Below are 26,441 nucleotides of genomic sequence, written 5' to 3' on the forward strand. Positions count from 1 at the left end.
GTCAGGTCCCGAACAGGGCGAGGGTGTCGGTGACGGTTCGCAGCAGGCTGTCCGCGTCGGCGCCGTTGCGGGAGCGGAGGTTGACGCCGTAGGCGAGCAGGGCCAGGGTTTCAGCCGCGGTGCCGGTGGCCACGTGCGGGGACAACTGGCCGTCGCGGCGGGCGACGTCGAGAGCGGTGTGCAGCGCGTCGCGGAGTTGGCGGTGGTGGTCGTCGAGCAGCGCCCGAACGTCCGGGTCGTGGTGTTCGGTGCCCAGATGGGCGTTGACGACCATGCAGCCCCAGCCCGCGTGCTCGCCCGAGCAGCGGGCCGCGATCAGCCCGCCGAAGAAGTCCCGTACGGCGGGCAGACCCCGGCCGTCGTCGGCGAGTTGACGGAAGGCCGGCTGCGCGCGGTGTCGCAGGTAGCGGCGCAACGCGGCGTGGTAGAGCTGCTGCTTGCCGCCGAAGGTGGCGTAGAGACTGGAGCGGTTCAGCCCGGTCGCGGCGACGACGTCCTGGATCGACGCCTCGGCCGCGCCGTGCTGCCAGAACAGCCGCTCGGCGCGCTCCAGCGCCAGCTCCGGGTCGAAGTGTTTGATGTCGGGCATGGCGGACCGCTCCCAGGTACTTGAAATGGTTGTTCCAAGATAGTCCTTGACGGCGGGTCTGATGGACCATCATCCTGGAACGACTGGTTCAAGTTCAGACCCAGATCCCCCCGAGAAAGGGCGACCCCTGTGAGCCTTCACGACCAACTGCGCGCCGTGCACGAGAACCGGAGGCGGTCGATCGCGGCAGAGGCCATCGAGGTCATGGACCGCAACGGGCGCGAGCTCGCCGCCTCCGACCTCACGGAGCGCGCGCTTGGCGTGGGCGCCCCGGCTCCGCGGTTCACGCTGCCCGCGGCCACCGGGCAGCGCGTCGCGCTGGACGGGCTGCTGGCCGACGGGCCGGTCGTGCTGACCTTCTACCGTGGCGCCTGGTGCCCCTACTGCAACCTCGCGCTGCGCGCCCTCCAGGAGCAGCACGACGCGATCACCGCCCGTGGCGCCCGTCTGGTGGCTGTCTCGCCGCAGATCCCCGACGAGTCCCTGACCCTGGCCGAGAAGGAGCGGCTGGCCTTCGACGTGCTCAGCGACATCGGCTCCGAGGTCGCGGCGCAGTTCGGCATCGCCTTCGACCTCTCCGACGAACTGGGCACCCTCTACGACCAGTTGGGCTTCGACCTGAAGCGCGTCAACGCCGGCCACTCCCGCACGCTGCCACTGCCCGCGACCTTCGTCATCGACCGCACCGGCACCATTCGCTGGGCCTTCGTCCAGACCGACTACGCCCTGCGCGCCGAGCCCGCTGACATCCTGGCCGCCCTGGACGCGCTCGACTGAGGGGCGAGGCCGCGGCCAGGGTGCGTATTCGGCCGAGATTCACCTTCTCGTGTTGGTGCGGCGGGTGGGTTCCGCTGTGGTCGGGTCCTCGGGCCAGGGGTGGCGGGGGTAGCGGCCCCTGAGCTCGGCGCGGACGGCGTGGTAGCCGTTGTGCCAGAAGCTCTCCAGATCTCCGGTGACGGCGGCGGGGCGGCCGGCGGGGGAGAGGAGGTGGATGGTCAGGGGGACACGGCCTCCGGCCAGGGTGGGGGTTTTGGTCCAGCCGAAGAGTTCTTGCAACTTGACTGCCAGCACTGGGCGTTCGGTGGTGTAGTCGACTCGTATCTTCGAGCCCGAAGGCACGGTGATGCGCTCGGGGGCGAGTTCGTCCAGGCGGCCTGCTTCGCCGGTGGCCCAGGGGAGCAGGCGTTGTAGCGCCGAAGTGGTGTCGATGCGAGCGAGGTCGGCGCGGCGGCGGGCGCGGGAGAGTTCGGGTTCCAGCCACTCCTCCGCGCGGTCGAGGAGCGCGGCGTCGGAGACGTCCGGCCACGGGTGGCCATGGCGGCGTGGAGGAAGGCGAGGCGTGCGCGGAGGCCGGGGGAGGGCCAGGTCAGCAGGGCGCTGACGCCCTCGCGGGTGAGGCCTTCGAGGATCGCGGCCCGGACGAGCGCCGGGTCGGGGCGGTTGAGGGGCTTCTCGGAAAGCTCGATCGCGCTGAGGGCTTCGAGCCGGCGGGAGACGACTTCGCCTCGCCGGGTGTCCCAGTGGACCTCTTCGCGCGAAGCGAGGAGGGCCGCGCCAGCGAGCAGGGCGGTGTCCTCGTCCAGTGCCGCAGCGTGGAGGATGCGGGCGGAGTGGGCGCCGGCCGGGCGGTCGGCGACCGCTACGGCGAGCCAGGGGAGGGCGCCGAGCCGGGTGTCGGGGGCGAGTTCGGCAGCCGTCCCGGAGGCCATCAGGTACGGGCTGCGCTCACCGGGGGCGGGCCGCTCCACCCGGGCGCGGGCGATGCGTTCGGGGAAGGCGAGGGCGACGACGAGGCCGACGGCAGTCGAATCGGGCAGCGCGGTGGCGGGTTCGTCGGAGGTGGCGCGCAGGAGGCGGCGGACTTCGTCGCGCCAGCGGCCGGCGTAGGGGTCGTTGCTGGAGCGGACCAGCCGCCAGACCGCGCCGAGGTCGTCGCCGAGGGCGCGCGGCGGTTCTTCGGAGAGCAGGGCGACGACTTCCGCCGCCCGGCGGGCACCGACGGCCAGGGCGCCGTCGACCAGGGCGCGGGCCAGTCGCGGGTGCAGGCCGGTGCGGGCGAGGCGCACGCCGCGCGGTGTCGCCCGGCCATCGGAGGAGACCGCACCGAGGGCCTGGAGGGTCTGCCGGGCGGCGGCCATCGCTCCGGCGGGCGGGGCGTCGGGCAGGGCGAGGCCGGTGGCGTCCGGGTCGCCCCAGCAGGCGGTCTGGAGAGCGAAGCCGGTCAGGTCGGCGAGGGCGATCTCGGGCGTCGGGAAGCGGGCGGCGCGGGCGTCCTCGGCCTCGTGCCAGCAGCGGTAGACGGTGCCCGGGGCCTCGCGCCCCGCACGGCCCGCACGCTGGCGGGCGGCGGCGAGCGAGGCCCGTACGGTGACGAGTCCGGCGAGGCCGCGGGCGTGGTCGGTGCGGGGTTCGCGGGCGAGTCCGGCGTCGACCACGACCCGCACGCCGGGGACGGTGAGCGAGGACTCGGCGACAGAGGTGGCGAGGACGACGCGGCGCCCAGCGGAGGGGGTGAGCGCGGCGTCCTGGACGGGCTGCGGGGCGCGGCCGTGGAGTTGGAGCACCTCGGCGGCCACACCGCCGAGCAGCCCCGCGACCCGCGAGATCTCGCCGACGCCGGGCAGGAAGCAGAGCACGTCCCCGTCGCGCTCACCCAACGCCCGCCGTACGACAGCCGCGACGTGGTCGAGCAGCGCCGGGTCGACCCGGGTCCCGTGGGCGGGCCGGACGGCGCGTGGCGGAGGCGCCCAGACCACGTCCACCGGGTGGGACACCCCGTGCGCCTCCACCACCGGTGCGCCGCCGAGCAGTTCGGCCCAGGCAGCCGTATCGGAGGTGGCCGAGGCGCAGACCAGCCGCAGTTCGGGCCGCAGCGCCGCCCGGACGTCCAGCAGGAAGGCGAGCGCGGTGTCGGCGTCCAGGTGCCGTTCGTGGCACTCGTCCAGGACGACGACGTCGACGCCCGGCAACTCCTGGTCGCGCTGCAACCGCTGCAGCAGCACGCCGGTGGTGACCACCTCGACGACCGTCTCCGGCCCGACCCGACGCTCCCCGCGCACGGTGTAGCCGACCCGGTTGCCGACGGACTCGCCGAGCAGCCAGGCCATCCGCCGGGCGGCGGCCCGTACGGCGAGCCGACGCGGTTCGGCGACCAGGACGCGCCGGACGACACCCGAATCCAGCAGCCCCGCCAGGGCGAGCGGCACCAGCGTCGTCTTGCCGGTGCCGGGCGGGGCGGCGAGGACGGCGGTGCCGTGCTCGTCCAGCGCGCGGTGCAGGGTGGGCAGGGCGGTGCGGACGGGCAGGTCGTGCCACACAGGAGGCAAGGTCAGCCCCGCTCGGTGACGAAGATCGCCGTGCCGGGGATCAGCCGTCCGCGCAGCGGGGACCAGCCGCCCCACTCCTGCTCCAGACCGGCCGGCCACTCGGGTTCGACCAGGTCGATCAACCGGAAGCCGGCGCCGACGAGTTCGCGGACCCGGTCGCCGAGGGTGCGGTGGTGTTCGACGTAGGTGGCGTGGCCGTTCTCGTCCTGCTCGACGTACGGGGTCCGGTCGAAGTACGAGGACATCGCGGTGAGCCCCTCGACACCCGGCTCGTCGGGGAAGGCCCAGCGGATCGGGTGGGTGACCGAGAACACCCAGCGCCCGCCGGGCCGCAGCACCCGGTGCACCTCGCGCATGAGCTGCTCGGTGTCGGCGCTGAACGGGACGGCGCCGTAGGCGGAGCAGGCGAGGTCGAAGGAGGCGTCGGCGAAGGGCAGGACGGCGGCGTCGGCCTGGACGACGGGGACGGGCGCGGTGCCGCGGCCGAGGTCGATCCGGCGGGAGTGCTGGAGCTGGCGGTAGGAGATGTCCAGGGCGACCGGGCGGGCGCCCTGGGCGGCGAGCCAGCGGGAGCACTGGGCGGCGCCGGCGCCGATCTCGAGTACGTCGCGACCCGCCACGGAGCCGAGCAGATGGGCGTCGGCCTCGTCCAGGCCTTCGGGGCACCAGGTGAAGCGGTCGTCGCCGAGGAACTCGCCGTGTTCGTCCTGGTACTCGTCGGCGTTGCGGTCCCACCAGTGCCGGCTGGCCCGGCTGCTCTCCCCGACGCCGGCCGAGCGCCGCACCGCGTCGTCGCCCTCCTCCCCCTCGATCGCCGAGGTGGTTGCGTCAAGATCGTGAAGGGAGGGGTGGGGGGTGGTGGCCACGGTGACAATGCCCATCGCGTAGGGTATGGAACTGCGGAAGCGCCGCTGCCGCGAACCGGCCCGTCGAGGGCCGGATCCTGGCGGTGGCATCCGGGGAAGGGCTCCCTGTGAGCGCCACCGCGAGGTGCGCAATCGGAGGATATGGCCTGATCCGTACCGGGCTCCACCGTCTTGCCTCTCTTGGCGTTGACCGTGCCTGGCCGTCCCCGTATGCTACAAGTTGCGCTGCGGGCCTGCGCGCCTCGGACGGAGCAGGTCGCGCTCGCATCTGTCGAAGACCCCACGGTCGCAAGACGGACGCCGGTTCTCGTTGTTGACGGGATCGCCGGTGCGCCGTGCTCTTGGCTGTCCGGCTTTCGGTGGGAGCGATACGGGCCCTCCGCGTGGCATTACCTACGACTTTCATGTCCGTACCGGAGCCCTTTTCCTAATGACGAGCCCCACCGACTCCTCCCTCAGCACCACCCCGCAGGTCGCGGTCAACGACATCGGCGACGCGGACGCGTTCCTCGCCGCGATCGACGAGACCATCAAGTACTTCAACGATGGCGACATCGTCGAGGGCGTCATCGTGAAGGTCGACCGTGACGAGGTCCTCCTCGACATCGGTTACAAGACCGAGGGCGTCATCCCGTCCCGCGAGCTCTCGATCAAGCACGACGTTGACCCGCACGAGGTCGTCGCCGTCGGTGACAACATCGAGGCCCTGGTTCTCCAGAAGGAGGACAAGGAGGGTCGTCTCATCCTGTCCAAGAAGCGCGCTCAGTACGAGCGTGCCTGGGGCACGATCGAGAAGATCAAGGAAGAGGACGGCATCGTCACCGGTACCGTCATCGAGGTCGTCAAGGGTGGTCTCATCCTCGACATCGGCCTCCGCGGCTTCCTCCCGGCCTCGCTCGTCGAGATGCGTCGCGTCCGCGACCTCCAGCCCTACGTGGGCAAGGAGCTCGAGGCCAAGATCATCGAGCTGGACAAGAACCGCAACAACGTGGTCCTGTCCCGCCGTGCCTGGCTGGAGCAGACCCAGAGCGAGGTCCGCCAGACCTTCCTCACCACCCTCCAGAAGGGCCAGGTGCGCTCCGGCGTCGTCTCCTCGATCGTCAACTTCGGTGCCTTCGTGGACCTGGGTGGCGTCGACGGCCTGGTGCACGTCTCCGAGCTGTCCTGGAAGCACATCGACCACCCGTCCGAGGTCGTCGAGGTCGGCCAGGAGGTCACCGTCGAGGTTCTCGACGTTGACATGGACCGCGAGCGCGTCTCCCTGTCGCTGAAGGCGACCCAGGAGGACCCGTGGCAGCAGTTCGCCCGTACCCACCAGATCGGCCAGGTCGTTCCGGGTAAGGTCACCAAGCTGGTTCCGTTCGGTGCGTTCGTCCGCGTGGACGAGGGCATCGAGGGTCTGGTCCACATCTCCGAGCTGGCCGAGCGCCACGTCGAGATCCCGGAGCAGGTCGTCCAGGTCGGCGACGAGATCTTCGTCAAGGTCATCGACATCGACCTCGAGCGTCGCCGCATCAGCCTGTCGCTGAAGCAGGCCAACGAGGCCCTGGGTGCCAACCCGGCCGAGGTCGAGTTCGACCCGACCCTGTACGGCATGGCCGCCTCGTACGACGACCAGGGCAACTACATCTACCCGGAGGGCTTCGACCCCGAGGCGAACGACTGGCTGCCCGGCTTCGAGAAGCAGCGTGAGGAGTGGGAGCGCCAGTACGCCGAGGCGCAGGCCCGCTTCGAGCAGCACCAGGCCCAGGTCATCAAGAGCCGCGAGGCCGACGCCGAGGCCGCTGCCGAGGGTGGCGACGCCGTCGCCGCTGCCGCCGGTGGCTCCTACTCGTCCAGCAGCGACGAGGGCTCGGGCGCCCTGGCCTCCGACGAGGCCCTGGCCGCCCTGCGCGAGAAGCTGGCCGGCGGCCAGAGCTGAGGCTCTCGCCCCCCGCTAGCTGACAGCTAGGGAACGGGCCCCATCCGGATTCGTCCGGGTGGGGCCCGTTTCGTGTTTCCGGGCCTCGGACGCGCGCCTTCGTTTCCCGCTTTGACTTATGTGTGGTTTATGTGTAGGGAAATGTGAGATGAGGCTCATCGCCCTGCTATAGGCCGGTGTTCGGGTTGCACCTACATTGAGTGGAACTGCCCGAAAGGCTCCTTCATGCGCAACCCCTCCTCCACCGCCCCCACTGCTGTGGTCGGCGGCCGGCTGGCCGCGATCGGCCGGTTCTGCTTCCGCCACCGCCGCTGGGTGCTCGGCTTCTGGGCCGTCGTCCTGGTCGTCGGGGTGCTGATCGGGGGGCGGGTCTTCGAGGGTTCGGTGGCCGGGGCCTCCTCCGCCAGCGCCGAGGCCGACCGGGGCAGCGCGGTGGTCGCCGCGGCCGATCCGGCCAAGGGCGCGGTGACCGCGGTGGTGGACGGCAAGCCGGTGAACGACCCGGCCGTGCGCGCCGCCGTCCAGAAGGCCACCGCCGAGATCGCCGCCCTGCCCGGGGTCTCCGGTGCCCAGGACGCGTACGGCCCCGGCCCGGGCCCGGCCGCGCTGCGGGCCACCGACGGGACGGCGAGCCTGGTCACGGTACGGATGGCCGCCGCCGCGACCTCCGCCCAGACCGACGTGGTCACGCACCGCCTCGCCGCGCTGGACGGTGCGGGCGGGGCGCACGTGACCGTCGGCGGGGACCTGGTGCTCCAGGACGAGGTCAAGAAGCAGACCGAGCAGGACACCCGCTTCGGCGAGCTGGTGACCCTGCCGCTCACGCTGATCGTGATGGTGCTGGTCTTCGGGGGCCTGGCCGCCGCCTCCCTGCCGGTGATCGGCGCCGTCGCCTCGGTGGGCGGGGCGCTGCTGGCCATGTTCGGGTTCAGCCGGATCATGGACATCGACACCAGCGTGCTGCCGATCGCCACCGTGCTGGGGCTCGGGCTGTCGATCGACTACGCGCTGCTGATGGTGAACCGTTTCCGCGAGGAACGCGGCCACGGCGCGGGGATCGCCGCCGCCGTCGAGCGCACCGCCGCGACCGCCGGGCGCACCGTCGCCTTCTCCGGCCTGACCGTGGCCGTCGCGCTGTCCGGCCTGTTCGTCTTCACCAGCCCGGTGCTGGGCGCCGTCGCCGCGGCCGGGGTGAGCGTGGTGGTGATCGCGGTCGCCGCCGCGCTGACCCTGATCCCCGCGCTGCTCGGCTTCGCGGGCTCGCGGATCAGGACGCCGAGCGTGCCCGTGCCGGACGAGGGCTTCTTCAGCCGGACCGTGCGCCGGGTGCGCAAGCGGGCGGTCGCGGTGACGCTCGCCTCGGTGGCGCTGCTGATGGCGGCCGGAGCTCCCTTCCTGCACGCCGAGATGCGCAGCTCGGGCGCCGCCGTGCTGCCCGCCTCCTCGGCCGGGCGGCAGGTCGTCGAGACCGTCGACCACCGCTTCCCGCAGGTCGCGGCCGCGCCGATCACCGTGGTGGTCGAGGGTGGGGCGCGGGTGGCGCAGGCGTACGCGGACGACGTGGTCGCCAAGCTGCCCGGGGTGAGCGGGGTGCGGGCGGTGACGCCGGTCGGCGACCGGGTGTCGACGGTGGACGTGCTGGTGCACGGGGACCCGCAGGGCGACACCGCCAAGCAGGTGGTGGACGAGCTGCGGGCGGACCGGGGCGGGCTGAAGACGTACGTCACCGGCGGGGCGGCCTCGGTGGTGGACTTCCAGGACGAGCTGCTGTCGCGCGGGCCGTGGGCGCTCGGCCTGGTCGCGGCCGGGACGCTGGTGCTGCTGTTCCTGATGACCGGCTCGGTGGTGATGCCGGTCAAGGCGCTGCTGATGAACCTGCTGTCGCTGGGCGCCTCGCTCGGCGCGCTGACCCTGGTGTTCCAGGACGGGTGGTTCAGCGGGCTGCTCGGCTTCAGTCCGACCGGTGGGCTGGAGACCTTCATCCCGGTGCTGGTCTTCGCCTTCGCCTTCGGGCTGTCGATGGACTACGAGGTGTTCCTGCTCTCCCGGATCAAGGAGCTGACCCAGCGCGGGCACGGCTGCGTCCGGGCGGTGGAGCTGGGCGTCCAGCGCAGCGGTCGGATCATCACCTCGGCGGCGCTGCTGATGGTGATCGTCTTCGCGGGCTTCGCGCTCGGGGACATGCTCATGGTCAAGCAGATGGGCATCGCGCTGGCGGTGGCCGTCGCGGTGGACGCCACCCTGGTGCGCTGCCTGCTGGTGCCCGCCGCGATGAGCCTGTTCGGGGAGTTCAACTGGTGGGCGCCGGCTCCGCTGCGGCGGCTGCACCGGCGGTTCGGGCTGAGCGAGCACGTGGACCTGCCTGAGATCGAGCAGCCGGCGATCCCGGCGCAGGCGCAGGCGCAGCGGCCGGAGCTGGTGGGGCAGGCCCGGTAGCAGTCAGCTGAGGCGCTGGAGCAGCTCGACGCCGGCGCGCAGCTGGGCCCGTTCCTCGGTGCTGAGCCGGGTCTCGATGGCGGTGGCGATGTGGTGTTCGCGGCGGGCGCGCTGGTCGAGCAGGGCGGTGCGACCGGCCTCGGTGGCGGCGATCAGCTGCTTGCGGCCGTCGGTGGGGTGGGGCTGCTGGGCGACCAGGCCGGCCTCGGTCATCAGCGCGACGGTGCGGGCCATCGACTGGTGGCGCACGCGTCGGCGGTCGGCGAGTTCGGCGACGGTGTAGGAGCGTTCGTCGCGGACCAGCAGGCCGAGCACGGCGGCCTGGTTCGGCGGCAGGTCGTCGTTGTCGCGCAGGGTGCGGACCAGGCTGCCGAGGGCGGTGCGCAGGTCGGCGGCGAGGTCCAGGGTGTCCGGGTGCGGGGCGTTGCTGGTCATGGGAGAAGTCTATCCGGAAGATGTGCAGCAAAACTGTACAGTCATGCTGTATGGTTTTGGGTATGCGAATCACGAAGTTCGGACACGCCTGCGTACGCATCCAGCACGACGACACCACCCTGATCGTCGACCCCGGGGCCTTCACCGACCCCGCCGCACTGGCCGGGGCGGACGCCGTCCTGATCACCCACGAGCACATGGACCACTTCGAGGAGTCCCGGCTGCGCGCCGCGCTGGAGGCCGACCCGGCGCTGCGGGTGTGGACCAACAGCGCCGTCGCCGCCCAGCTGGAGGGCCTCGGACAGCGGGTCGGCGCGGTCGGCGAGGGCGACGCCTTCGAGATCGGCGGGGTCGGGATCTCGGTGCACGGGGAGTGGCACGCGGTGATCCACCCGGACGTCCCCCGGGTGAAGAACATCGGCTTCCTCTTCGACGGCCGGCTGTTCCACCCCGGCGACGCCTTCACCGTGCCGCCGCACGCCGTCGAGACCCTGCTGCTGCCGCTCGCGGCGCCGTGGAGCAAGGCCTCCGAGGTGGTCGACTACGTCCGGGAGGCGGGCCCCGGCCGGGCCGTCCCGGTGCACGAGGCGACGCTCAGCCCGATCGGGCACATGGTGGCCACCCGGCTGCTCGGGCCGGACGGGCCGGGCACCGGCGGCGCGGAGCTGGTGGTGCTCGGCGAGGGCGAGAGCCTGGAGCTGGGCTGAGCGCCCGCCCCGGGGCCGGGCCGAGAGCCCGCCGCTGACACGCCGCGACGGCCACCGGTAGCCTGGCGCCATGCTGAAGATCGGACTGACGGGTGGCATCGGCGCGGGCAAGAGCGAGGTGTCCCGGCTGTTCGCCGCGCGCGGCGCGGTGATCGTGGACTCCGACCTGATCGCCCGCGAGGTGGTCGCCCCCGGGACGGACGGACTGGCGGCCGTGGTCGCCGAGTTCGGCCCGCAGGTGCTGCGGGAGGACGGCACGCTGGACCGCCCGGCCCTCGGGGCGATCGTGTTCGCCGACCCGGAGAAGCTCCGGGCGCTGAACGCGATCGTCCATCCGCTGGTCCGGGCCCGCTCCGCCGAACTGGAGGCGGCGGCCGCGCCCGACGCGGTCGTGGTGCACGACGTGCCGCTGCTCACCGAGAACGGGCTGGCGCCGCTGTTCGACCTGGTCGTGGTGGTCGACGTGGACGACGAGGTGCGGCTGGACCGGCTGGTGCGGCTGCGCGGTATGGCCGAGGAGGAGGCCCGGGCCCGGATGGCCGCGCAGGCCTCGCGGGCGGAGCGGCTGGCGATCGCCGACCTGGTGATCGACAACGGCGGGCCGCTGGAGGCGCTGGCGGCGCGGGTCGACGAGGTGTGGGCGGAGCTGGTGAAGCGGGCCGCCGCCGCGTAGTTCGGGCCGGGTTCAGGCCACCGTCAGCGGCAGCCGGGCCCGGACGGCGAAGCCGCCCTCGGGTGTCGGGCCGGCGTGCAGGGTGCCGCCGAGGTCGTCGGCGCGGGTGCGCATGCCGTTCAGGCCGTGTCCGCCCGAGGGCAGGCGGGGCGCGGGGACGGCCGGTGTGTCCATTCCGGCAGGTCCGGCGGCTTCGGCAGGTCCGGCGGCTTCGGCGGCTTCGGCGGGTCCGGCGGGTCCGGTGGGTCCGGTGGGTCCGGTGGGGGAGTTGACCACCGTCAGGCGCAGCCCGTCCGGTTCGACCGTGACCGTGACGGCCACCTCGGCTGCCGGGGCGTGCTTGTGCGCGTTGGTCAGTGCCTCCTGGACGATCCGGTAGGCCGCGTACTGGACCTTGGGCCCGGGGGCGGGCAGGCCGTCGTCCGGGCCGGTGACGGTCAGGCCCACCGCCAGCCCGGCCTGTCGGGACTCCTCGACCAGGGTGGGCAGGCCGCGCAGTTCGGTGAGCGCTTGCAGGCCCAGGGTGCGGATCAGGCCGAGGGTCTCCCGGACGGCGGCCGGGTCGTCGGCCTGGGCGACCTGCCCGGCGCCCGCGTGCAGGGTGATCAGCGAGACCCGGTTGGACACCACGTCGTGCATCTCCCGGGCGAGCCGGGCGCGTTCGGCGGCGGTGGCCCGTTCCTCGGCGTGCCGGCGGGCCGCCACCAGCAGCCGGTTGCGCTCGGCGAGCATGCTGACGGTGCGGGCGCGCTGGTGGGCGGTCAGGCCCAGGGCGAGCGGGACGGCGCCGAAGACCAGCGGGTCCTCGACCAGGTTGGCCAGCGCGGACGGGGTGCTGACGTCCCCGAGGTCGAAGGGGACGAACAGCCGCAGCTCGGACAGCACCGCCAGGACGTACAGCAGCGGGGTGGCGCCGCGCCGCGCGGTCAGCCCGTACAGTGCCACGGCGAGTGGGAATTGGCCGCTCAGCAGGGTGGCCGCGGCGGTCGCCGCCGGGAAGCGGCGGCGGAAGGCGAGGGCCAGGGCGCCGAAGGCCATCAGGGCCGCGTTGGTCCCCGGCGATTCGGTCGGGCCGAAGTCGGGGTCGTGCGCGGCGAGCGGGACGAGCACCAGCAGCACCACGGCGGTCGGCGCGAGGGCGCGGACCGGGCGGGGCAGGCGCAGCGGGGGGCCGGGCAGCAGCGGTGCGGCGAGGAGGTCGTCGGCCGGCTGGTCGGTGGGCTGGCGCATGAGGGGCATGCTTCCACACCCGGGGCGCTCCGGGCCGATCGTCGGACCGGGGTGGCCGGTCTCCGTCGGGTCGCCTGGCCGACGGGGTGCCGGAGAGCCGACTGGTGGTGTGACTCATCCCCTGGTCGGAACGGGACTCGGAGGCCGCTGCGCGGGGAAGGGAGGATGGAGTGATGAATGATCGTTTTTCTGCTGAACCGCTGGCCGTCGAGCGTCTGGAGGAGTACTCCCGCGCCGAGCAGGAGGAGATCCTCGGCCCGGGCGAGGACCCGTACGGCGTCGCCTACACCGGGCTGACCTACCTGCCCAAGCAGACCCACTTCGGCATCCGGGCCGCCGACGGCCGGCTGATCGCCCACACCGGGCTGCTCCCCGTCCCGCTCACCGTCGGCGGCACCGACCTGGAGGCGATCGGCGTGGGCGGGGTGTGCGTCGCCGCGCACCGTCGCGGAGAGGGCCTCGCGCGCGCCGTGGTCGGGACGGCCCTGGAGCACGGGCGTGCGCTCGGCTTCCGGTACGCGCTGCTGTTCTGCCGCCCGCCGCTGGCGGTGTTCTACCGGGGGCTGGGCTTCCGCGAGGTGGCCGAGGAGGTGACGGTCGAACAGCCGGAGGGGCGGCTCGCGGTGATGCCGCTGTGCACCATGTGGCGGCCGCTGGCGGCGGGCGCCGGGTGGCCGGAGGGGCCGGTGCGGCTGCGCTCGCTGCCGATGTGACCCCGCGCTGCGGCTTGAGCCGGGGTCACTCGCCGAGTGCCGCGTGCGCGACGGCGGCCGCGGCCAGGGCGCGGATCACCGGGTGGGCGCGGGTGCCGTCGCCGGACAGTTCGGGCTGGAACAGCGAGGCGAGGAAGAACGGGTGGTCCGGCAGTTCCAGGACGCGGACCTGGCCGGACTCCTCCGCCCCGCTGAAGCGCATCCCGTGGGCGCGCAGCCGGTCCAGGTAGTCGGCGTTGAGGCCGTAGGAGCAGTGGTAGCGCTCCAGGGTGGCGGTGGTGCCGAGGGCCCGCTCGGCCAGGGTGCCGGGGGTGATCTCGACGGCGCCCTCGTGCCCGACCAGGGAGCAGGCGAGCGGCACGATCACCTGCTGCTCGAGGTCGGGGTCCTGCTCGCCGTGGACGGCGTCGGCGAGGCCGCAGACGTTGCGGGCGTACTCCAGCACCGCGTGCTGGAACCCGGCACAGGTGCCGAGGAAGGGGATGCCGCCCTCGCGGGCGGTCCGGATCGCGGCCAGGGCGCCCGCCTCGCTGCGGTACGGGCTGCCGGGCAGCAGCCAGACCGCGTCGAAGCCGTCGAGCGCGCCGGGCGCCCCGGCGTCCTCGGTGGGGATCCAGTAGGCGTCCAGGACGAGCTGGTCGCGGTCGGCGAGGGCGTCGAGCAGGCCGGGGATGCGGGCGTGCGAGCGGACGGCGGGGGAGCGGTCGCCGACCAGGGCGATCCGCGGGGTCAGGTAGGTCATGGGGCTATCCTGACCCCGCATCCGAGATCAGCGCCAACGATGATTTCTTAAGTATCGATCAGATCGGTTGATGACCCGTCGTGGATCCGCAGCAGCTGCGCACCTTCGCCACCGTCACCCGGCTGGCCTCCTTCTCCGAGGCGGCCCGGGAGCTCGGCTACACCCAGTCCGCGGTCTCCCAGCAGATCGCCGCGCTGGAGGCGGACCTCGGCACCGCCCTGCTGGTCCGGCGGCCGGTCGGCCCGACCGTGGCCGGGCGGCGGCTGCTGGAGCACGCCGTGCCGCTGCTGGTCCGGCTGGAGGCGGCGCGCGCCGACGTCGCGCGCCTGGCCGGTGCCCCGAGTGCCCGGCTGGTGCTCGGTGCGACCCCGCTGGCGGTCGGGGCGGCGCTGGGGCGCGCGCTCGGCGAGGTGCGCCGGGCGTATCCGCAGGTGGAGCCGGTGGTCGAGGTGCTCGGCCAGGACGTGCTGCCGGCCCGGGTCGCCACCGGCGAGGTCGACCTCGCGTTGATCGACGGCCTGGCCGCGCCCAGCGACCCGCTGCCGCTGCCCGAGGTCGGCCCGCTGACCACCGTCGCGGTGGACGAGCAGCCCGTCGCCGTCGCCCTGCCGGCCGGGCACCCGCTGGCCGGCCGCACCGGCCTCGCCCTCGCCGACCTGTCGGCCGCCCGCTGGCTGGACGCCCCCGACCTCACCCCGACCGCGGCCCGGCTGCGTGCCGTCACCGGCACCGACGGCTTCCGGCCCGCCACCCACTACTGGGGCACCGACCTGCACGGGCTGCTCGCCCTGGTCGCCGCCGGGCACGGGCTGACCCTGCTGCCCGAGCCGGTGGTGGCCGGGGCGCCCGGCGTCGACCACGCGCCGGTCACCGCGCCCCGGCTGGTGCACCGCACCGAACTCGTCCACGGCAGCCTGCCGGAGGGGCCCGCGGCGCTGCTGGCACGGTTGCTGGTCGGCTGACGCGCGCCGGGATGTGGAGGGGTGGTCACCACTCGTTCACGTCCCGGGGCTGACGGTGGCCGTGCGGGCGGTGCTGTCATGGGCACAGTCGCCCGGCGATCGGCCGGGCCGGCCCCAGGAGAACGCCCCATGATGCCCCGTCAGCGTGTCACCGTCGTCGCCGCCACGGCCGTCCTCGCCGCCGCCGGGTTCGCCACCGGCACCGCGCAGGCCGCCGCCCCGGCCGCGCACAAGCCGGTCAAGTCCGGCACTCTCGCGGCGAGTTGCTCGCAGGCGTACCTGCCGCTGCCCGACCCGTCCTGCACCCCCGGCGCGTACAACCCGGCGGTCACCCAGGCCACCATCGGCTCGACCATCTGCGTCTCCGGCTGGACCGCCACCGTGCGCCCGCCGGTCAGCTACACCAACGCGCTGAAGACCCAGCAGATAGCCCAGTACGGCTACGCGGACACCAACCCGGCGGACTACGAGGAGGACCACCTCGTCCCGCTGGAGCTCGGCGGCGCGCCGCGCGACCCCCGCAACCTGTGGCCCGAGCCGCGCTACGGCAACCAGCCGGCGCAGAGCAAGGACTCGGTCGAGACCAGACTCAAGAACGCGGTGTGCGGCCACAAGGTGACCCTGGCGGCCGCCCGCAGCGCGATCGCCGGCGACTGGACCACCGCGCTCAGCCGGCTGGGCCTGTGAGACCCCGGGCATGAGTGTGCCGCCAGGTCCGTCCGGTCCCCTGTGCCGGACGGGCCTGGCGGCCGTCTGTGGGTGTTGCGTACTAGTTGCAGCCGGGGAGGGCCTCGCAGATCGCGGCCGTCATGCCGGTGGCGACGTACTTGTCCTCGGGCGCCTTCCAGGCGTCCTTGGGCTGGGCGCCCGCCTTCGTGGTGGCCCAGACGGACAGTTCGCTGACCGTCCCGCCCGCGTTGATCACGTACTCGTGCAGGGTGACGGTGGAACCGTCGGGCTGCGGGACCGTCACGGTGGCGGCGAAGTCGTCCGACTTGGCGACCGTCACGGTGGCGCCCGGCGCGGTCTTGGCGCAGTCCTTGACGGCCTCGGTGAGGAGGTCCCTGATGACGCCGACGCTCTGGCCGTTGCCGCTGCTGTGGGTTGGGTCGCCCCAGAAGAGGAGGGTCTGCTGGGCCGTCCAACGGTCGCCGCCGAAGCCGACCGAGGCCTTGGCCCTGGCGTCGCCGCCGGTGAAGAAGTACTCCTCGCCCTTGGGGAGCGGGGAGTGGCACAGCTCCATGCCCTTGAAGTTGATCGCTCCGGTGACCGGCTTGGCGTTCGCCGCCAGCGGGGCGTAGTGGTAGGTCTCGTCCATCGGGATGCTCTTGGTGTCCATCCAGGCCTTGGCCGGGATGCCCTTGTCGGCACCGCTGCCGGTGGGCTTGGCGGTGCTTCCGCCGGTGTTCCCACCGGTGGCGGGCGCGCCGGTGGGCGCCGCGGTGGGCGCGGCGCCGGTCGGCGCGGGGGCGGCGGTCTTGCCGGCGTCCTGGCCGCTGTTGTCCGGGCCGCAGGCGCTCAGGGCGCCCACGAGGAGCAGGGCGGCGGCGGTTGTGGTGACCAGCCTGGTGCTGTTGCGCATCTGACGATTCCTCGGATCCGTGGTGTCGTGGAGCAGAGCCGGTGTCACTGGTGACCGTCGCAGCCAGGGAGGGCCCCGCAGATCGCGGTCTTCATGTTGGTGGCTGCGTCCGTCTCCTGGCCGATCGGGTCGTGGTCGAAGACGGCCATCCACCCGTCGGGCTCGGCACCGCCCTTCGTGGTGGTGAAGACGGACAGCTCGCCGACCGTGCCGCCGGCGTCCACCACGAACTCGTGCAGGGTGACGGTCGTGCCGTCGATCTGCGGGAGCGTCACGGCTGCGGCGAAGTAGGGTGCGCCCTCCATGCTGGTGACCTTCACGCTGGCGTGCGGAAACGTCTTGGCGCAGTTCTTGACGGCGTCGACGAGGTGCGTGCGCGTGAGGTTGGTGAGCTGCTTGGTGCCGCTGCTGTGGGTCGGGTCGCCCTGGTACAACAGGGTCTCCTGGCCCGTCCAGCGGCTGTTGCCGGAGCCGCCGACCACTGCCGTGGCCCGCGCAGTGCCCGTGTAGAGCGACTCCCCGTCCTTGGTGAGCCCGTCCGTGTCGTGGCACAGCTCCTGGCCCTTGAAGAGGACCTTGTTGGTGGTGAGCTTGGCGTTCGCGGCGAACGTGGGCCACTGGATGGCCTCGTCCACCGGGATGGTCTTGACGTCCATCCAGGCCTTGGCCGGGATGCCCTTGTCGGCGCCGCCGCCGGTGGGCTTGGACGTGCCCGAGGTGGGAGCGCCGGTGGCAGGCGCGGCACTGGTGGGCGCGGCGCCGGTCGGCGCGGGGGCGGCGGTCTTGCCGCCGTCCTGGCCGCTGTTGTCCGGGCCGCAGGCGCTCAGGGCGCCCACGCAGAGCAGGGCGGCGGTGGCAGCGGTGAGCAGTCGAACGCTGCTGCGCGACCGACCTCCCCGCTGACCGGTCGACCCGTGGCTGCGGGCACTCGGCATGGCTGTGTTCCTCCCCCGTTGATGCTACCGTCAGGCCCCCTGGCTCCGCAGCTCACCACAGGTCTGAGGCATGGTCAGAGCTGGTGCTGCGTCGACGGCGACCGAAACTTATGCCACGGGGGCGCCGGGAGCAAAGCGGGATTCCCGCCGGGGGCCGGGTGCGTGCCGCAGTTGCAGCGGACTGGTGGGGAACATGTGTGCGGGCGAGGCGGAAGCGATGGGCGGTGCGGAGGAGTGTGAGGTTCCGCCGCCTGCGGCCCGACCCGGCCAGGTGTGTTGGATTTCCCTGCCGGGCGCGCGGTTCGGCGGTGGATCGTGCCCGTCCGGAGCCCTGCCGGCCCGGCCCGGCGGGGCGGCCGACACCAAGGCTTTCCCCCTGCCGGGAGCGGGTGTGATCCCACCCACGGTCCGTGTCCGGGCCGTCCGCTCAGGGTGGCGGTTCGGGTACGGCCGGCACGGAATCCGGACGGAACCCGGACCGGACCGTTACGGCTGCGGGTCGCCCGGATCGTTACGCCGGCGGGTCGCCCGGACCGGACCGTTACGCCTGCGGGTCGCGGACCGGACCGTTACGGCTGCGGATGGGTGCCCGGGACGCCGAGTTGGCCGGCGAGCCACGGCAGGGCCTGGGTGAAGGTGGCGGCGCCGGTCTGCCAGCTGTGCTTGCCGGAGCCGACTGCGGAGGTGGTGCGGATGCCGTCCTTCCTGGCGGCCGCCTCCAGGGTCTTGGCGGACTCGATCTGGCCGTGCTCCTCGTCGCCCTGGCCGAAGTAGCCGGAGACGCCCTGGTACTTGGGGTGGTGGGCGAGCACGGTCAGCGGGTCGTGGGCGGCCCAGGCTGCCGCGTCGCCGCCGTACAACTCCTGGATGGTGTGGTCCTTGTCGCCGATGTACGGGCCCTTGTCGCCGGAGAAGTCGCCGAAGTGGGTGAAGAGGTTGGGGTGCTCGACGACCAGGTCGACGGCGCAGGTGCCGCCCATCGACCAGCCGGCCACGCCCCACTTGTGCGGGTCGGTGGCGGCGTTGAAGGTCTTCTCGATGTACGGCGGGACGTCCTTGACCAGGTGGCTCTCGGAGTTGCCGTGCGGTCCGTCCACGCACTCGGTGTCCACCCGGAAGCCGCCGGTGGCGTCCACGAAGACCAGGATCGGGGCGAAGCCGTTGTGCTTGGCGGCGAACTCGTCGGCGGTCTTCACCGCGTTGCCGGAGCGGATCCAGTTGTCGGGCGCCGCGAACTCGCCGCCGATCATCTCCAGCACCGGCAGCTTGGGCCGGGTCTGGCTGCGGAACCAGGCGGGCGGCAGGTAGACCAGCTCCTGGCGGTGGGCGAAGCCGCTCGCGGTGTCCGGGATGTCGACCTGGACGATGCGGCCGGTCCTGGTCTTGCCGCGGATCGAGCCGAGCTCGGCCAGGGTGATCTGGTCCGGCAGCGGCTGGCCGCTGAGCTCGCCGATCGCGTCGTCGATCGTCGGGTAGTAGCCGGTGGCGATGTTCACGCTGTTCGCTGCGCAGAACAGCGCCAGCAGCGCGGTCGGCGCCACCAGCGCCCGCCGCCACCACTTCGCGCTCCGCCAGCCGAAGCCCAGCACGGAGAACGCCGCGATCGCCACCCCGCTCCACAGCCAGACCCCGAACGGGATCGGGTCGGTGATCCCGCTCAGGGTGAGCACGGCGAGGGCGGCGACCGCGGTGATCGCCAGCGCCGTACCGAGCGCGATCGGCCCCCACTTGCGCTGCCAGGTCCGGTCCCGCCAGCCCACCGCGGTGACGAACAGGGCGAGGGCGGCGGCCTGGACCGTCCAGGGGAACCAGCCGTCGAGCAGCGAGACGTTCATGCGCGGAGGCTAGGCGCGGCGGATGAGAAGGAGGTGAGAGGCTGATCGTTCGCTGACCGGACGCTGGGAACCGGCTGGGAGGCGGGGCCCGCGGGGCAGGTCGGCCGCTGGTGGGCCGCTCGCTTCCGCTTTCACTTTATGGAGACTTTCCGCACTGAAGTGACGGTTCAAAACCCCTGCGCCCGGGCCCTGTTGGCCGCGATCACCCAGGTGTAGGGTGCCGCCCGCTCCAACTCCAGTTCCCGCCCCCGCGAACCCTCGGGGGCGGTCCTCCCGACGGACCGGAGAATCCCCTTGGGCTCCCCCGACAGAACGCGCCGTGGCAGAACCCGCGTCGCCCTGATGTCCGCCGCCGCGCTGATCGTGGCGGCAGGCACCTCGGCGGCGTGGGGTGACACCGTCGCCACCACGTCCAGCGCCACCACCAGTCCCGACCACCGCCAGGCCGGAGAGGACTCCGGCGAACTGATGGACTCCATGCAGTCCTTCAACGACCCGCGGGTCTCCCCGGGCGGCACCGTCACCGCCGGCGCCTACCGCGCCGCCTGGCAGCACGTGCTCGGCATGCCCGTACGCCAGGCGGCCTTCACCGAGGTCACCACCCAGCCGTACAACGGCGACGCCCTGCACTACCGGGACCACAACGTCTCCAACGGCGGCGCCGGCGGCGGCTACAACACCGGCCGGATCGCCGCCCTCGCCACCGACCCGACCCACTCCGGCGTGGTCTACGCGGGCGGCGCCGGCGGCGGCGTCTTCCGCTCCACCGACGACGGCGCCACCTGGACCCCGATCGCCGACCACCTGCCCTCGCTGTCCGTCGGCTCCCTCGCCGTCGCCCCCGACGGCGCCCTCTGGCTCGGCACCGGCGAGGCCACCACCGCCTTCGACAACTACCTCGGCACCGGCGTCTACCGCCTCGCCAACCCCAGCCAGGCGGTGTTCAGCCAGTCCGACGCGCTCGGCGGCGGCGAACTCGACAACAGCTCCATCCACGCGCTGCGCTTCGACACCGAGGCCGGCTACGCCTTCGCCGCCACCTCGCACGGCGTCTACCGGCGGGCGCTGGGCGCCGGCCAGGGCGACCCGTGGCAGAAGGTGCTCGCGCCGTGCGCCGGCGTCGGCGTGAGCGGCGTCGCCTGCGGCACCAGCGGCTACTACGCCGACATCACCAACGACCTGGTGGTGCAGCCGGGTTCGGGCGGCAAGCGGGTGGTCGCCAACGTCGCCTGGCGCGGCGGCGCCACCTACAACGGCTTCTACTACTCCGACGACGCCGGCGCCACCTGGCACACCGCCAACCCGCAGGGCGGGATCAACCCGGGCGACATCGGCAACACGACCTTCGCGTACTCGGCGGACGGCAGCAAGCTGTACGCGGTCGTCGAGTCGCCGACGCTGTACAACAAGAACCCGGGCGCCAAGGCGCCGCAGACCGTGCTCGGCGGCGTGTACGTCAGCAACAGCGGTGACATCAACGGCCCGTTCACCCAGATCGCCAACTCCAGCGTGCTCGGCAACAGCGGCTCGGCGATGAAGTTCACGGTGATGGGCCCCGGCTACCAGCCCGGGGTGCAGTCCTGGTACGACCAGTCGCTGGCCGTCGACCCGACGGACCCGGGCCACGTGTACCTGGGCCTGGAGGAGCTGTACGAGACCCGCAACGGCGGGGCGACCTGGAACACCGTCGGCCGGTACTGGAACCTCGGGCTGAACTGCTTCAGCTACGTCGCCGCGCAGAACACCTGCGACGGCAACGTGATGCACTCCGACCAGCACGCGCTGGCCTTCTCCAACTGGGCGGGCAAGGCGCCGGAGGTGTACGCGGGCAACGACGGCGGCGTGTACGCCCGGCCGACGACGCAGACCGCGCCCGGCTGGCGCAACCTCAACGCCAGCGGCACGCTGCGCACGCTGCAGTACTACTCGGTGGGCGCGGGAACACTGCCGGGCGGTTCCGGCTCCGGTCCGGCTGAGGCCGTGTGGGGCGGGCTGCAGGACAACGGCGTGTCCATCTCCGTTCCGCAGGGCGCGACTTACTCGTACACCTACCCCGGTACGTCGACGCCGGTCACCGAACAGCTCAACGCCGCCGGGGAGATGGGCCAGCCGTTCGGCGGCGACGGCGGCGACCAGCTGGTGAACCCGGCCAACGGGTGCCAGACGGTGGGGGAGTACACCAACCTGGCGATGTCCGTCACCAACAACTGCGGCTACACGGCGAACGACGACGGAACGCCCTCCGCCATCACGTCGATCAGCCCCAACGACCCCAACGCGCGGTTCATCGCGCCGTTCGGGGCGGACGCCAAGGACCCGGGGTACTGGGTCGCGGGCGGTGAGTACGTGTACGCCAACACCAAGACCTGGCAGAGCACTTCGGGCTCCGACTGGCAGAAGCTGGCGGACTCGGGAGCCGGCCACTCCGTCACGGCGGTGAAGTCGCAGAAGGACGCCGCCGGGAACCACGTGATCTGGGCGGCCTGGTGCGGTTCCTGCAACCCGGGGGCGGGCTTCGCGCGCGGCATCATGACCAACTACGGAGGCTCCTGGCACCAGTTGACGCTCCCGGCGGACTTCCCGGTGCGGTACATCCAGGACATCGCGATCGACCCGTCGGACGCCAGCGGCAAGACGGTGTACGCGGCGCTGTCAGGCTTCTCCCGGCACTGGAACGTCGGGCCGGGCGCCGGGTACGGGCACCTGTGGCGGACCGGCGACGGTGGTGCGACCTGGCAGGACGTGAGCGGGGCCGACGGTGCCGCCGACCAGCTGGTCGACGCGTCGGCGAACCGGGTGTTGTTCGCCCCGGACGGCACGCTGGTCGTCGCCACGGACCTCGGCGTGTTCACGGACGACGTGAAGGCGGACGGCCTGGGGCACTGGAAGCGCCTGGGCACGTCCGATGTGACGGCCTCCGGCAGCCTGCCGACGGCGGCGGCGGTCTACCTGTCGCCCAGCCCGGACGGCACGTCGGTGTACGTCGCGACGCACGGGCGCGGAATCTGGAAGACCGCGATGCCGTAAGGGCGTTGATGAGCCGGGGGTGGTCCGCGGACCGCCCCCGGCTCAGTCGTACAGGGCCTGGCCCCTGGCGGTGCGGGCGTAGAGCACCACCCGTCCGGTGCGGTGCGGTGTGACCAGACCGGCCCGGGCGAGCTTGTGCAGCTGCGCGGACACCCCGCCGGGGGCCAGGCCCGTCCGGTGGGCGAGCTCCAGGGTGCCGGCCGGGATCTCCAGCAGGCCGAGGAGCAGCGCCCGGGTGGCGCCCAGGGCCGGGGCCAGGTCGGCGGCCTCGGCGCGGGAGCCCCCCTCGGCGCGGGATCCCCCCTCGGTACGGGATTCCCAGAGCGTGCCGATCCCGCGGACGGGGTAGCGGAGCACCGGGACCCACGGCGCCGCCGTCTTGACGTAGAGCTTCGGCCAGGCGAAGGCCGACGGGACCAGGACCAGGCCCCGCCCGTCCAGTGAGCGGCGCGGATCGGCAAGGAGTGTTCGCCGGTTGGCGATCCGCAGGGTGCCGGTGGACTGGTCGAAGGCCAGGTCGGGGTGGATTCCGGCGAACATCGCCGCCGGGCCGCGCTCGGTCAGGGAACGGGCCCGGTAGTGGATGTCGGATTCGAGCAGGGCCCGGAGCCTCGGCCAGGCGGGGGCCAGGGTGCGCTGCCAGTAGTGGTGCAGGTCGGTGACGATCCGGTCCAGCTCCCGCAGGGGTGCGCGCAGCACCGATGCCAGGGCGGGCGGCCGTTCCTCGCCGAACACCTCGGCCAGATCGCGGCGGACGACCTCGGCCGGGGTGCGGCGCACCTCGTCGAGTTCGTCGTCGAGGGCGGTCAGGGGCGAGAGCGGGGTCGGCGCGAGGAACCCGGGGAGATGACCCTTCGGGCCGGCGGTGAGGGCGCGCGCGGCGGCCGGGCCGGGCGCGGTGAGCAGCGGGTCGTGGCGGTGCTCGGACAGCCACGGCAGGTGGATCGGGTGGCTCGCCGGGCGGGTCAGCGTCCTGATGGAGGCCAGCAGTTCCCAGGCCGGAGAGATCGCCCAGCGCAACTGGCTCAGGTCGGCGGTGCCCAGGGACAGGATGAGCGTGAACGGCACGAGGATTCACCCTAGCGCGAATCCGTTGAGCGGCCCTTCGAACTCCCCGAGGCTGCCCGGCATGACGACGCAGACGATCACGCCGGCACTGCCGGCAGAAGCAGCTCCTCCACGGGACCGCACCCGCTACCTCGCGGCGTCCGGAGTCGCGTTGTGGGGCGCGCAGATCGGCCAGGTGGCCGTGCCGCTGACGGCCGTCACCGTGCTGCACGCGGGGGCGTCGGGGACGTCGCTGCTGAAGACCGGGCTGTCCCTGCCCTTCGTGCTCTTCGGACTGCCGGTGGGCGCGTGGCTGGACCGGGTGCGCCGCCGTCCCGTCATGATCGGCGCCGACCTGGTGCGGGCGGCCGCGCTGCTCACCGTGCCCGTCGCCGCCTGGTTCGGGCGGCTGACCATGCTCCAGCTGCTGGCCGTCGTGGTGGTGCAGGGCGCGGCGACGGTGTTCTTCGATCTGGCGACCCAGAGCCTCGTCAAGGACCTGGCGCCGGGCGCCCTGCTCGCCCGGACCAACGCCCGGCTGGCCACCGTCACCCAGACCGCACTCATCGCCGGCCCGCCGCTGGCGGGGTGGGCGGCCGGACTGATCGGCGCGCCGACGGTGCTGCTGGTGATGGCGGCGGGGTACCTCTGGTCGGCGGGGTGGTTGTCCACGCTCGGCATCCGCGAGCGGCCGGCCGGTGGGGCGGTGCGACGGCATCTGCTGCGCGAGATCGGCGAGGGGGTCGCGTTCGTCGCCCGGCACCCGGTGCTGCGCACGGTCACCATCGCGGGTTCCATGGTCAACATCGGGACCGCCGGGGTGGCGACCTTGCTTCCGGTGCTTGCGCTGAACGAACTCGGGTGGAGAGAGGGAGAGTTGGGGGCGTTCCTCGGTGCCGGTGGGGTCGGCGGCCTGGTCGGTGCGCTGGCGGCCGTCCGGCTGGCCGAGGGGCTCGGTGCGGGACGGGCGGCGTTGCTCGTCGGGGGCCTGGTCGCCCCGGCGGCCGTCGCCATCCCGCTGCTCGGCCGGCCCGTGCCCGGGCCGGTGGCGGCCGCCGGCTGGGCGCTGGTGATGCTCAAGGTCGGCTTCGACTCGGTGCTGATGATGACGTTCCGCCAGCAGGTCACCCCGGTCGGCCTGTTGGCCCGGGTCAACGGCACCATGCGGGTGCTCTTCACGGGCGCCGTCGCGCTCGGCGCGGCGTCGGCCGGCCTGCTGGCCGCGGCCGTCGGCACCCGGTGGGCGCTGGGTGCCTCGGCCGCCTGCCTGGCGTGCGTGTGGATACCGATCGCGCTGTCGCCGGTCCGGCGGATGACTGCTCTGGAGGATCACACGGTGTAGAGCGCATGAGGCACGGCCCGTTCCCAGACGGCTTCGAAGGCGGCGGAGACGGTTTTCGCCACCGCGGGGTCCTCGCAGTACTCGTGCCCGGCCCAGTCGCCGTCGCCGGTGAACCAGTGGAAGAGGACCAGGCGGTCGTCGATCAGCCAGAGGTCGTTGCCGGGAAGGGCGAGGTCGGAGGTCAACCGCCGGGGCAGCCAGCGGACACGCGGCTGAATCAGCCGGTGGGTGCCGTGGTCTCGGGTGCCGTCCAGCTGGCGAGGACCTGGAGGGCCTGGGCGGTCGGGGAACCCGGTTCGACGTTGTAGACGCACAGGGTCTGCTCGGCGTCGCCGGGCGCCTGGAAGGACTCGTAGGAGAAGTGCAGGTCTCCGACGAGCGGGTGGTGGTAGTGCTTGGCGCCGTGGGTGCGGCGCAGCACCCGGTGGTCGTTCCACCAGCCGGTGAACTCGGGGGACTGGAGGGTGAGTTCGCCGACCAGGTCGGCGAGCTGCCGGTCGTGGGGGTAGCGGCCCGCCTCCAGTCGGAGGACGGCCACGGTTTCCGCGGCGATCCGCGCCCAGTCGCCCACGCGCTCGCGGGCCCGGGGGTCGAGGAGGTAGTAGCGGGCCAGGTTGCGGCGGGGCGCGGGCAGGGCGTCGAAGTCGGTGAGGACCTCGCGGGCGAGCCGGTTGGAGGCCAGCACGTCGGTGCGCCGGCCGAGGATGACAGCCGGTACGTGGCTGAGGGTTTCGAGCATCAGGTGCAGGCCGGGGCGGACTCGCTGGGCCCGGGCGGGTGTGCGGTGTGGGGGTTGGGCGCTGGCGTGCAGGAGGTCGGTGAGGTGTTCGCGTTCGGTGTCGTCCAGGCGCAGGGCGCGGGTGATCGCGTCGACGACCTCGGGGGAGGGGTTGAGGGCGCGGCCCTGCTCCAGCCGCGTGTAGTACTCCGTACTGACGCCGGCCAGGCGGGCCACCTCGTCCCTGCGCAGGCCGGGTACGCGGCGGATGCGCCCGTCGGCGGGCAGCCCCGCCTCTTCGGGGGTGACGCGAGCGCGGCGTGAGCGCAGGAAGCCGGCGATCTCCTTGGTGCGGTCCATGCCTCCCATTGTCGGTGCGGCGATGGTGGTGTGGTGGGTCCTTGGGTGGCCCTGGTGGTACCTGTCTGGGCAGGGCCAGTTATGGCGGTCCGGGGGGCTGGTTCGGGGGTTGTACTGGATCTGCGGCCGACGGAGATCGGTCGGAAGGTTCTGTAACTCCCTTGGAGGGCAAGCATGTCCACGAACACCACGTCCCTGCCCCTCACCGGTCGCGTCGCCGTCGTCACCGGTGCGTCCAGTGGCATCGGGGAGGCGTCCGCCGAGAGGCTGGCGGCTCTGGGTGCCCGCGTCGTCGTCCTGGCGCGGCGGGCCGACCGGCTGGCGGAGCTGGTCGAACGGATCGAGAAGAACGGCGGCAGCGCGCTGGCGATCGCCGTCGACGTGACCGACCCGGCCGCCGTGCAGGCCGCCGCCGACCGGGTGGAGGCCGAGCTCGGCGGTGCCGACCTGCTGCTGAACAACGCCGGCGTCATGCTTCCCTCTCCGATCGAGGAGCGCGCGACGGAGCAGTGGAAGCAGCAGATCGACCTGAACGTCACCGGCCTGATGCACGCGATCGGTGCCTTCACTCCGCAGCTGGTGAAGGCCGCCGAGGAGCGTGGGGTGGCGGATCTGATCAACACCTCGTCGATCGCGGCGCAGAACATCTTCCCGACCTTCGCGGTCTACTCCGGGACCAAGGCGTACGTCTCCCACCTGTCGCGTCACCTGCGGACCGAGCTGGGCCCGAAGAAGGTGCGCGTCTCGGCGGTCGAGCCGGGGATCGTCGCCACCGAGCTGCAGAGCCACGTGACCGACCAGGAGGCCCGGGACTGGCTGGAGGGCGCGCGGGAGACCATGGAGTGGCTCACGGCGGAGGACGTCGCGCAGATGGTCGGCGTCATCGCCACCCTGCCGCCGCGGGTGAACCTCCAGCAGGTCACCATCATGCCGACCGGCCAGGCCAGTTGAGCGGTTCGGTACGGGTGGCCCGGCGCGACGCGCGGGGCCACCCG

The 26,441-nt window shown here is 72.9% G+C and carries 22 protein-coding genes and 1 pseudogene; 11 read left to right on the forward strand and 12 right to left on the reverse strand.

Going from position 1 to position 26,441, the window contains the following annotated elements; translation table 11 throughout:
* Window position 1: 1 nt before the first annotated feature.
* Window positions 2–589 carry a TetR/AcrR family transcriptional regulator gene (locus O1G21_RS28440; RefSeq protein ID WP_270147657.1) on the reverse strand — a complete coding sequence of 196 codons (588 nt, stop codon included), beginning with the start codon at window positions 587–589 and terminating at the stop codon, window positions 2–4.
* A 129-nt stretch (window positions 590–718) separates the two neighbouring features.
* Here O1G21_RS28440 and O1G21_RS28445 point away from each other — a divergent pair, with 129 nt between their 5' ends.
* Window positions 719–1,366: a peroxiredoxin-like family protein gene (locus O1G21_RS28445; RefSeq protein WP_270147658.1), complete on the forward strand. Its 648-nt coding sequence runs from the start codon at window positions 719–721 to the stop codon at window positions 1,364–1,366.
* A gap of 39 nt (window positions 1,367–1,405) precedes the next feature.
* On the opposite strand, the pseudogene hrpB reads toward O1G21_RS28445, so the two are convergent.
* Window positions 1,406–3,921 (reverse strand): annotated as a pseudogene (gene hrpB, locus O1G21_RS28450) (ATP-dependent helicase HrpB).
* Entirely contained in the window at window positions 3,918–4,796 is an 879-nt protein-coding gene (locus O1G21_RS28455; protein ID WP_270147660.1) for a class I SAM-dependent methyltransferase, read from the reverse strand. The pseudogene hrpB and the gene O1G21_RS28455 overlap by 4 nt, the downstream one beginning before the upstream one ends.
* A 415-nt stretch (window positions 4,797–5,211) precedes the next feature.
* On the opposite strand from O1G21_RS28455, the gene rpsA reads away from it, so the two are divergent.
* Window positions 5,212–6,702, forward strand: coding sequence for a 30S ribosomal protein S1 (gene rpsA / locus O1G21_RS28460; protein WP_238740199.1), 1,491 nt, complete (start codon window positions 5,212–5,214; stop codon window positions 6,700–6,702).
* Between the two features lie 225 nt (window positions 6,703–6,927).
* Window positions 6,928–9,138 carry an MMPL family transporter gene (locus O1G21_RS28465; RefSeq protein WP_270147661.1) on the forward strand — a complete coding sequence of 737 codons (2,211 nt, stop codon included), beginning with the start codon at window positions 6,928–6,930 and terminating at the stop codon, window positions 9,136–9,138.
* Between the two features lie 3 nt (window positions 9,139–9,141).
* Here the strand turns inward: O1G21_RS28465 and O1G21_RS28470 are convergent, their stop codons facing one another.
* Window positions 9,142–9,573, reverse strand: coding sequence for a MarR family winged helix-turn-helix transcriptional regulator (locus O1G21_RS28470; RefSeq protein ID WP_270147663.1), 432 nt, complete (start codon window positions 9,571–9,573; stop codon window positions 9,142–9,144).
* Between the two features lie 62 nt (window positions 9,574–9,635).
* On the opposite strand from O1G21_RS28470, the gene O1G21_RS28475 reads away from it, so the two are divergent.
* Complete coding sequence (locus tag O1G21_RS28475) at window positions 9,636–10,280, forward strand: MBL fold metallo-hydrolase (protein ID WP_270147665.1); 645 nt, start codon at window positions 9,636–9,638, stop codon at window positions 10,278–10,280.
* Window positions 10,281–10,350: 70 nt separating this feature from the next.
* The gene (coaE, locus tag O1G21_RS28480; RefSeq protein WP_270147667.1) at window positions 10,351–10,953 is read left to right on the forward strand and encodes a dephospho-CoA kinase; all 603 of its coding nucleotides are present in this window, start codon (window positions 10,351–10,353) and stop codon (window positions 10,951–10,953) included.
* Window positions 10,954–10,965: 12 nt separating this feature from the next.
* Here the strand turns inward: coaE and O1G21_RS28485 are convergent, their stop codons facing one another.
* Complete coding sequence (locus tag O1G21_RS28485; protein ID WP_270147669.1) at window positions 10,966–12,183, reverse strand: sensor histidine kinase; 1,218 nt, start codon at window positions 12,181–12,183, stop codon at window positions 10,966–10,968.
* Window positions 12,184–12,356: 173 nt separating this feature from the next.
* On the opposite strand from O1G21_RS28485, the gene O1G21_RS28490 reads away from it, so the two are divergent.
* The gene (locus tag O1G21_RS28490) at window positions 12,357–12,896 is read left to right on the forward strand and encodes a GNAT family N-acetyltransferase (protein WP_270147670.1); all 540 of its coding nucleotides are present in this window, start codon (window positions 12,357–12,359) and stop codon (window positions 12,894–12,896) included.
* Window positions 12,897–12,921: 25 nt separating this feature from the next.
* Here the strand turns inward: O1G21_RS28490 and O1G21_RS28495 are convergent, their stop codons facing one another.
* Window positions 12,922–13,638 carry a CTP synthase C-terminal region-related (seleno)protein gene (locus O1G21_RS28495; RefSeq protein WP_270147672.1) on the reverse strand — a complete coding sequence of 239 codons (717 nt, stop codon included), beginning with the start codon at window positions 13,636–13,638 and terminating at the stop codon, window positions 12,922–12,924.
* A gap of 80 nt (window positions 13,639–13,718) precedes the next feature.
* Here O1G21_RS28495 and O1G21_RS28500 point away from each other — a divergent pair, with 80 nt between their 5' ends.
* Complete coding sequence (locus O1G21_RS28500) at window positions 13,719–14,600, forward strand: LysR family transcriptional regulator (protein ID WP_270147674.1); 882 nt, start codon at window positions 13,719–13,721, stop codon at window positions 14,598–14,600.
* 129 nt (window positions 14,601–14,729) lie between these two features.
* Entirely contained in the window at window positions 14,730–15,287 is a 558-nt protein-coding gene (locus O1G21_RS28505) for a hypothetical protein (RefSeq protein ID WP_270147676.1), read from the forward strand.
* 82 nt (window positions 15,288–15,369) lie between these two features.
* Here O1G21_RS28505 and O1G21_RS28510 read toward each other — a convergent pair whose 3' ends face one another.
* The 3 genes from O1G21_RS28510 to O1G21_RS28520 all read right to left on the reverse strand — a co-directional run bounded on the left by O1G21_RS28510 (window position 15,370) and on the right by O1G21_RS28520 (window position 18,952).
* Complete coding sequence (locus tag O1G21_RS28510; RefSeq protein WP_270147677.1) at window positions 15,370–16,182, reverse strand: hypothetical protein; 813 nt, start codon at window positions 16,180–16,182, stop codon at window positions 15,370–15,372.
* A 44-nt stretch (window positions 16,183–16,226) separates the two neighbouring features.
* Window positions 16,227–17,117 carry a hypothetical protein gene (locus O1G21_RS28515; RefSeq protein ID WP_270147679.1) on the reverse strand — a complete coding sequence of 297 codons (891 nt, stop codon included), beginning with the start codon at window positions 17,115–17,117 and terminating at the stop codon, window positions 16,227–16,229.
* 569 nt (window positions 17,118–17,686) lie between these two features.
* Complete coding sequence (locus O1G21_RS28520; protein ID WP_270147681.1) at window positions 17,687–18,952, reverse strand: alpha/beta hydrolase-fold protein; 1,266 nt, start codon at window positions 18,950–18,952, stop codon at window positions 17,687–17,689.
* A gap of 342 nt (window positions 18,953–19,294) precedes the next feature.
* Between O1G21_RS28520 and O1G21_RS28525 the strand changes: the two genes are divergently transcribed.
* Complete coding sequence (locus O1G21_RS28525; protein ID WP_270147682.1) at window positions 19,295–21,979, forward strand: sialidase family protein; 2,685 nt, start codon at window positions 19,295–19,297, stop codon at window positions 21,977–21,979.
* 42 nt (window positions 21,980–22,021) lie between these two features.
* Here O1G21_RS28525 and O1G21_RS28530 read toward each other — a convergent pair whose 3' ends face one another.
* The gene (locus O1G21_RS28530; protein ID WP_270147684.1) at window positions 22,022–23,047 is read right to left on the reverse strand and encodes an ArsR/SmtB family transcription factor; all 1,026 of its coding nucleotides are present in this window, start codon (window positions 23,045–23,047) and stop codon (window positions 22,022–22,024) included.
* Between the two features lie 61 nt (window positions 23,048–23,108).
* Here O1G21_RS28530 and O1G21_RS28535 point away from each other — a divergent pair, with 61 nt between their 5' ends.
* Window positions 23,109–24,368, forward strand: coding sequence for an MFS transporter (locus tag O1G21_RS28535; protein WP_270147686.1), 1,260 nt, complete (start codon window positions 23,109–23,111; stop codon window positions 24,366–24,368).
* Here O1G21_RS28535 and O1G21_RS28540 read toward each other — a convergent pair.
* A complete protein-coding gene (locus O1G21_RS28540) occupies window positions 24,356–24,553 on the reverse strand; it encodes a DUF6879 family protein (protein WP_405000727.1) in 198 nt (65 codons plus the stop codon). The two genes, O1G21_RS28535 and O1G21_RS28540, sit on opposite strands and share 13 nt — an antisense overlap.
* Before the next feature lie 32 nt (window positions 24,554–24,585).
* A complete protein-coding gene (locus tag O1G21_RS28545; protein ID WP_270147687.1) occupies window positions 24,586–25,446 on the reverse strand; it encodes a helix-turn-helix transcriptional regulator in 861 nt (286 codons plus the stop codon).
* A 174-nt stretch (window positions 25,447–25,620) separates the two neighbouring features.
* Here O1G21_RS28545 and O1G21_RS28550 point away from each other — a divergent pair, with 174 nt between their 5' ends.
* A complete protein-coding gene (locus tag O1G21_RS28550; RefSeq protein WP_270147688.1) occupies window positions 25,621–26,397 on the forward strand; it encodes an SDR family oxidoreductase in 777 nt (258 codons plus the stop codon).
* Window positions 26,398–26,441 lie beyond the last annotated feature (44 nt).

The organism is Kitasatospora cathayae, assembly GCF_027627435.1.
In the GTDB taxonomy this organism is placed as follows: Bacteria; Actinomycetota; Actinomycetes; order Streptomycetales; family Streptomycetaceae; genus Kitasatospora; species Kitasatospora cathayae.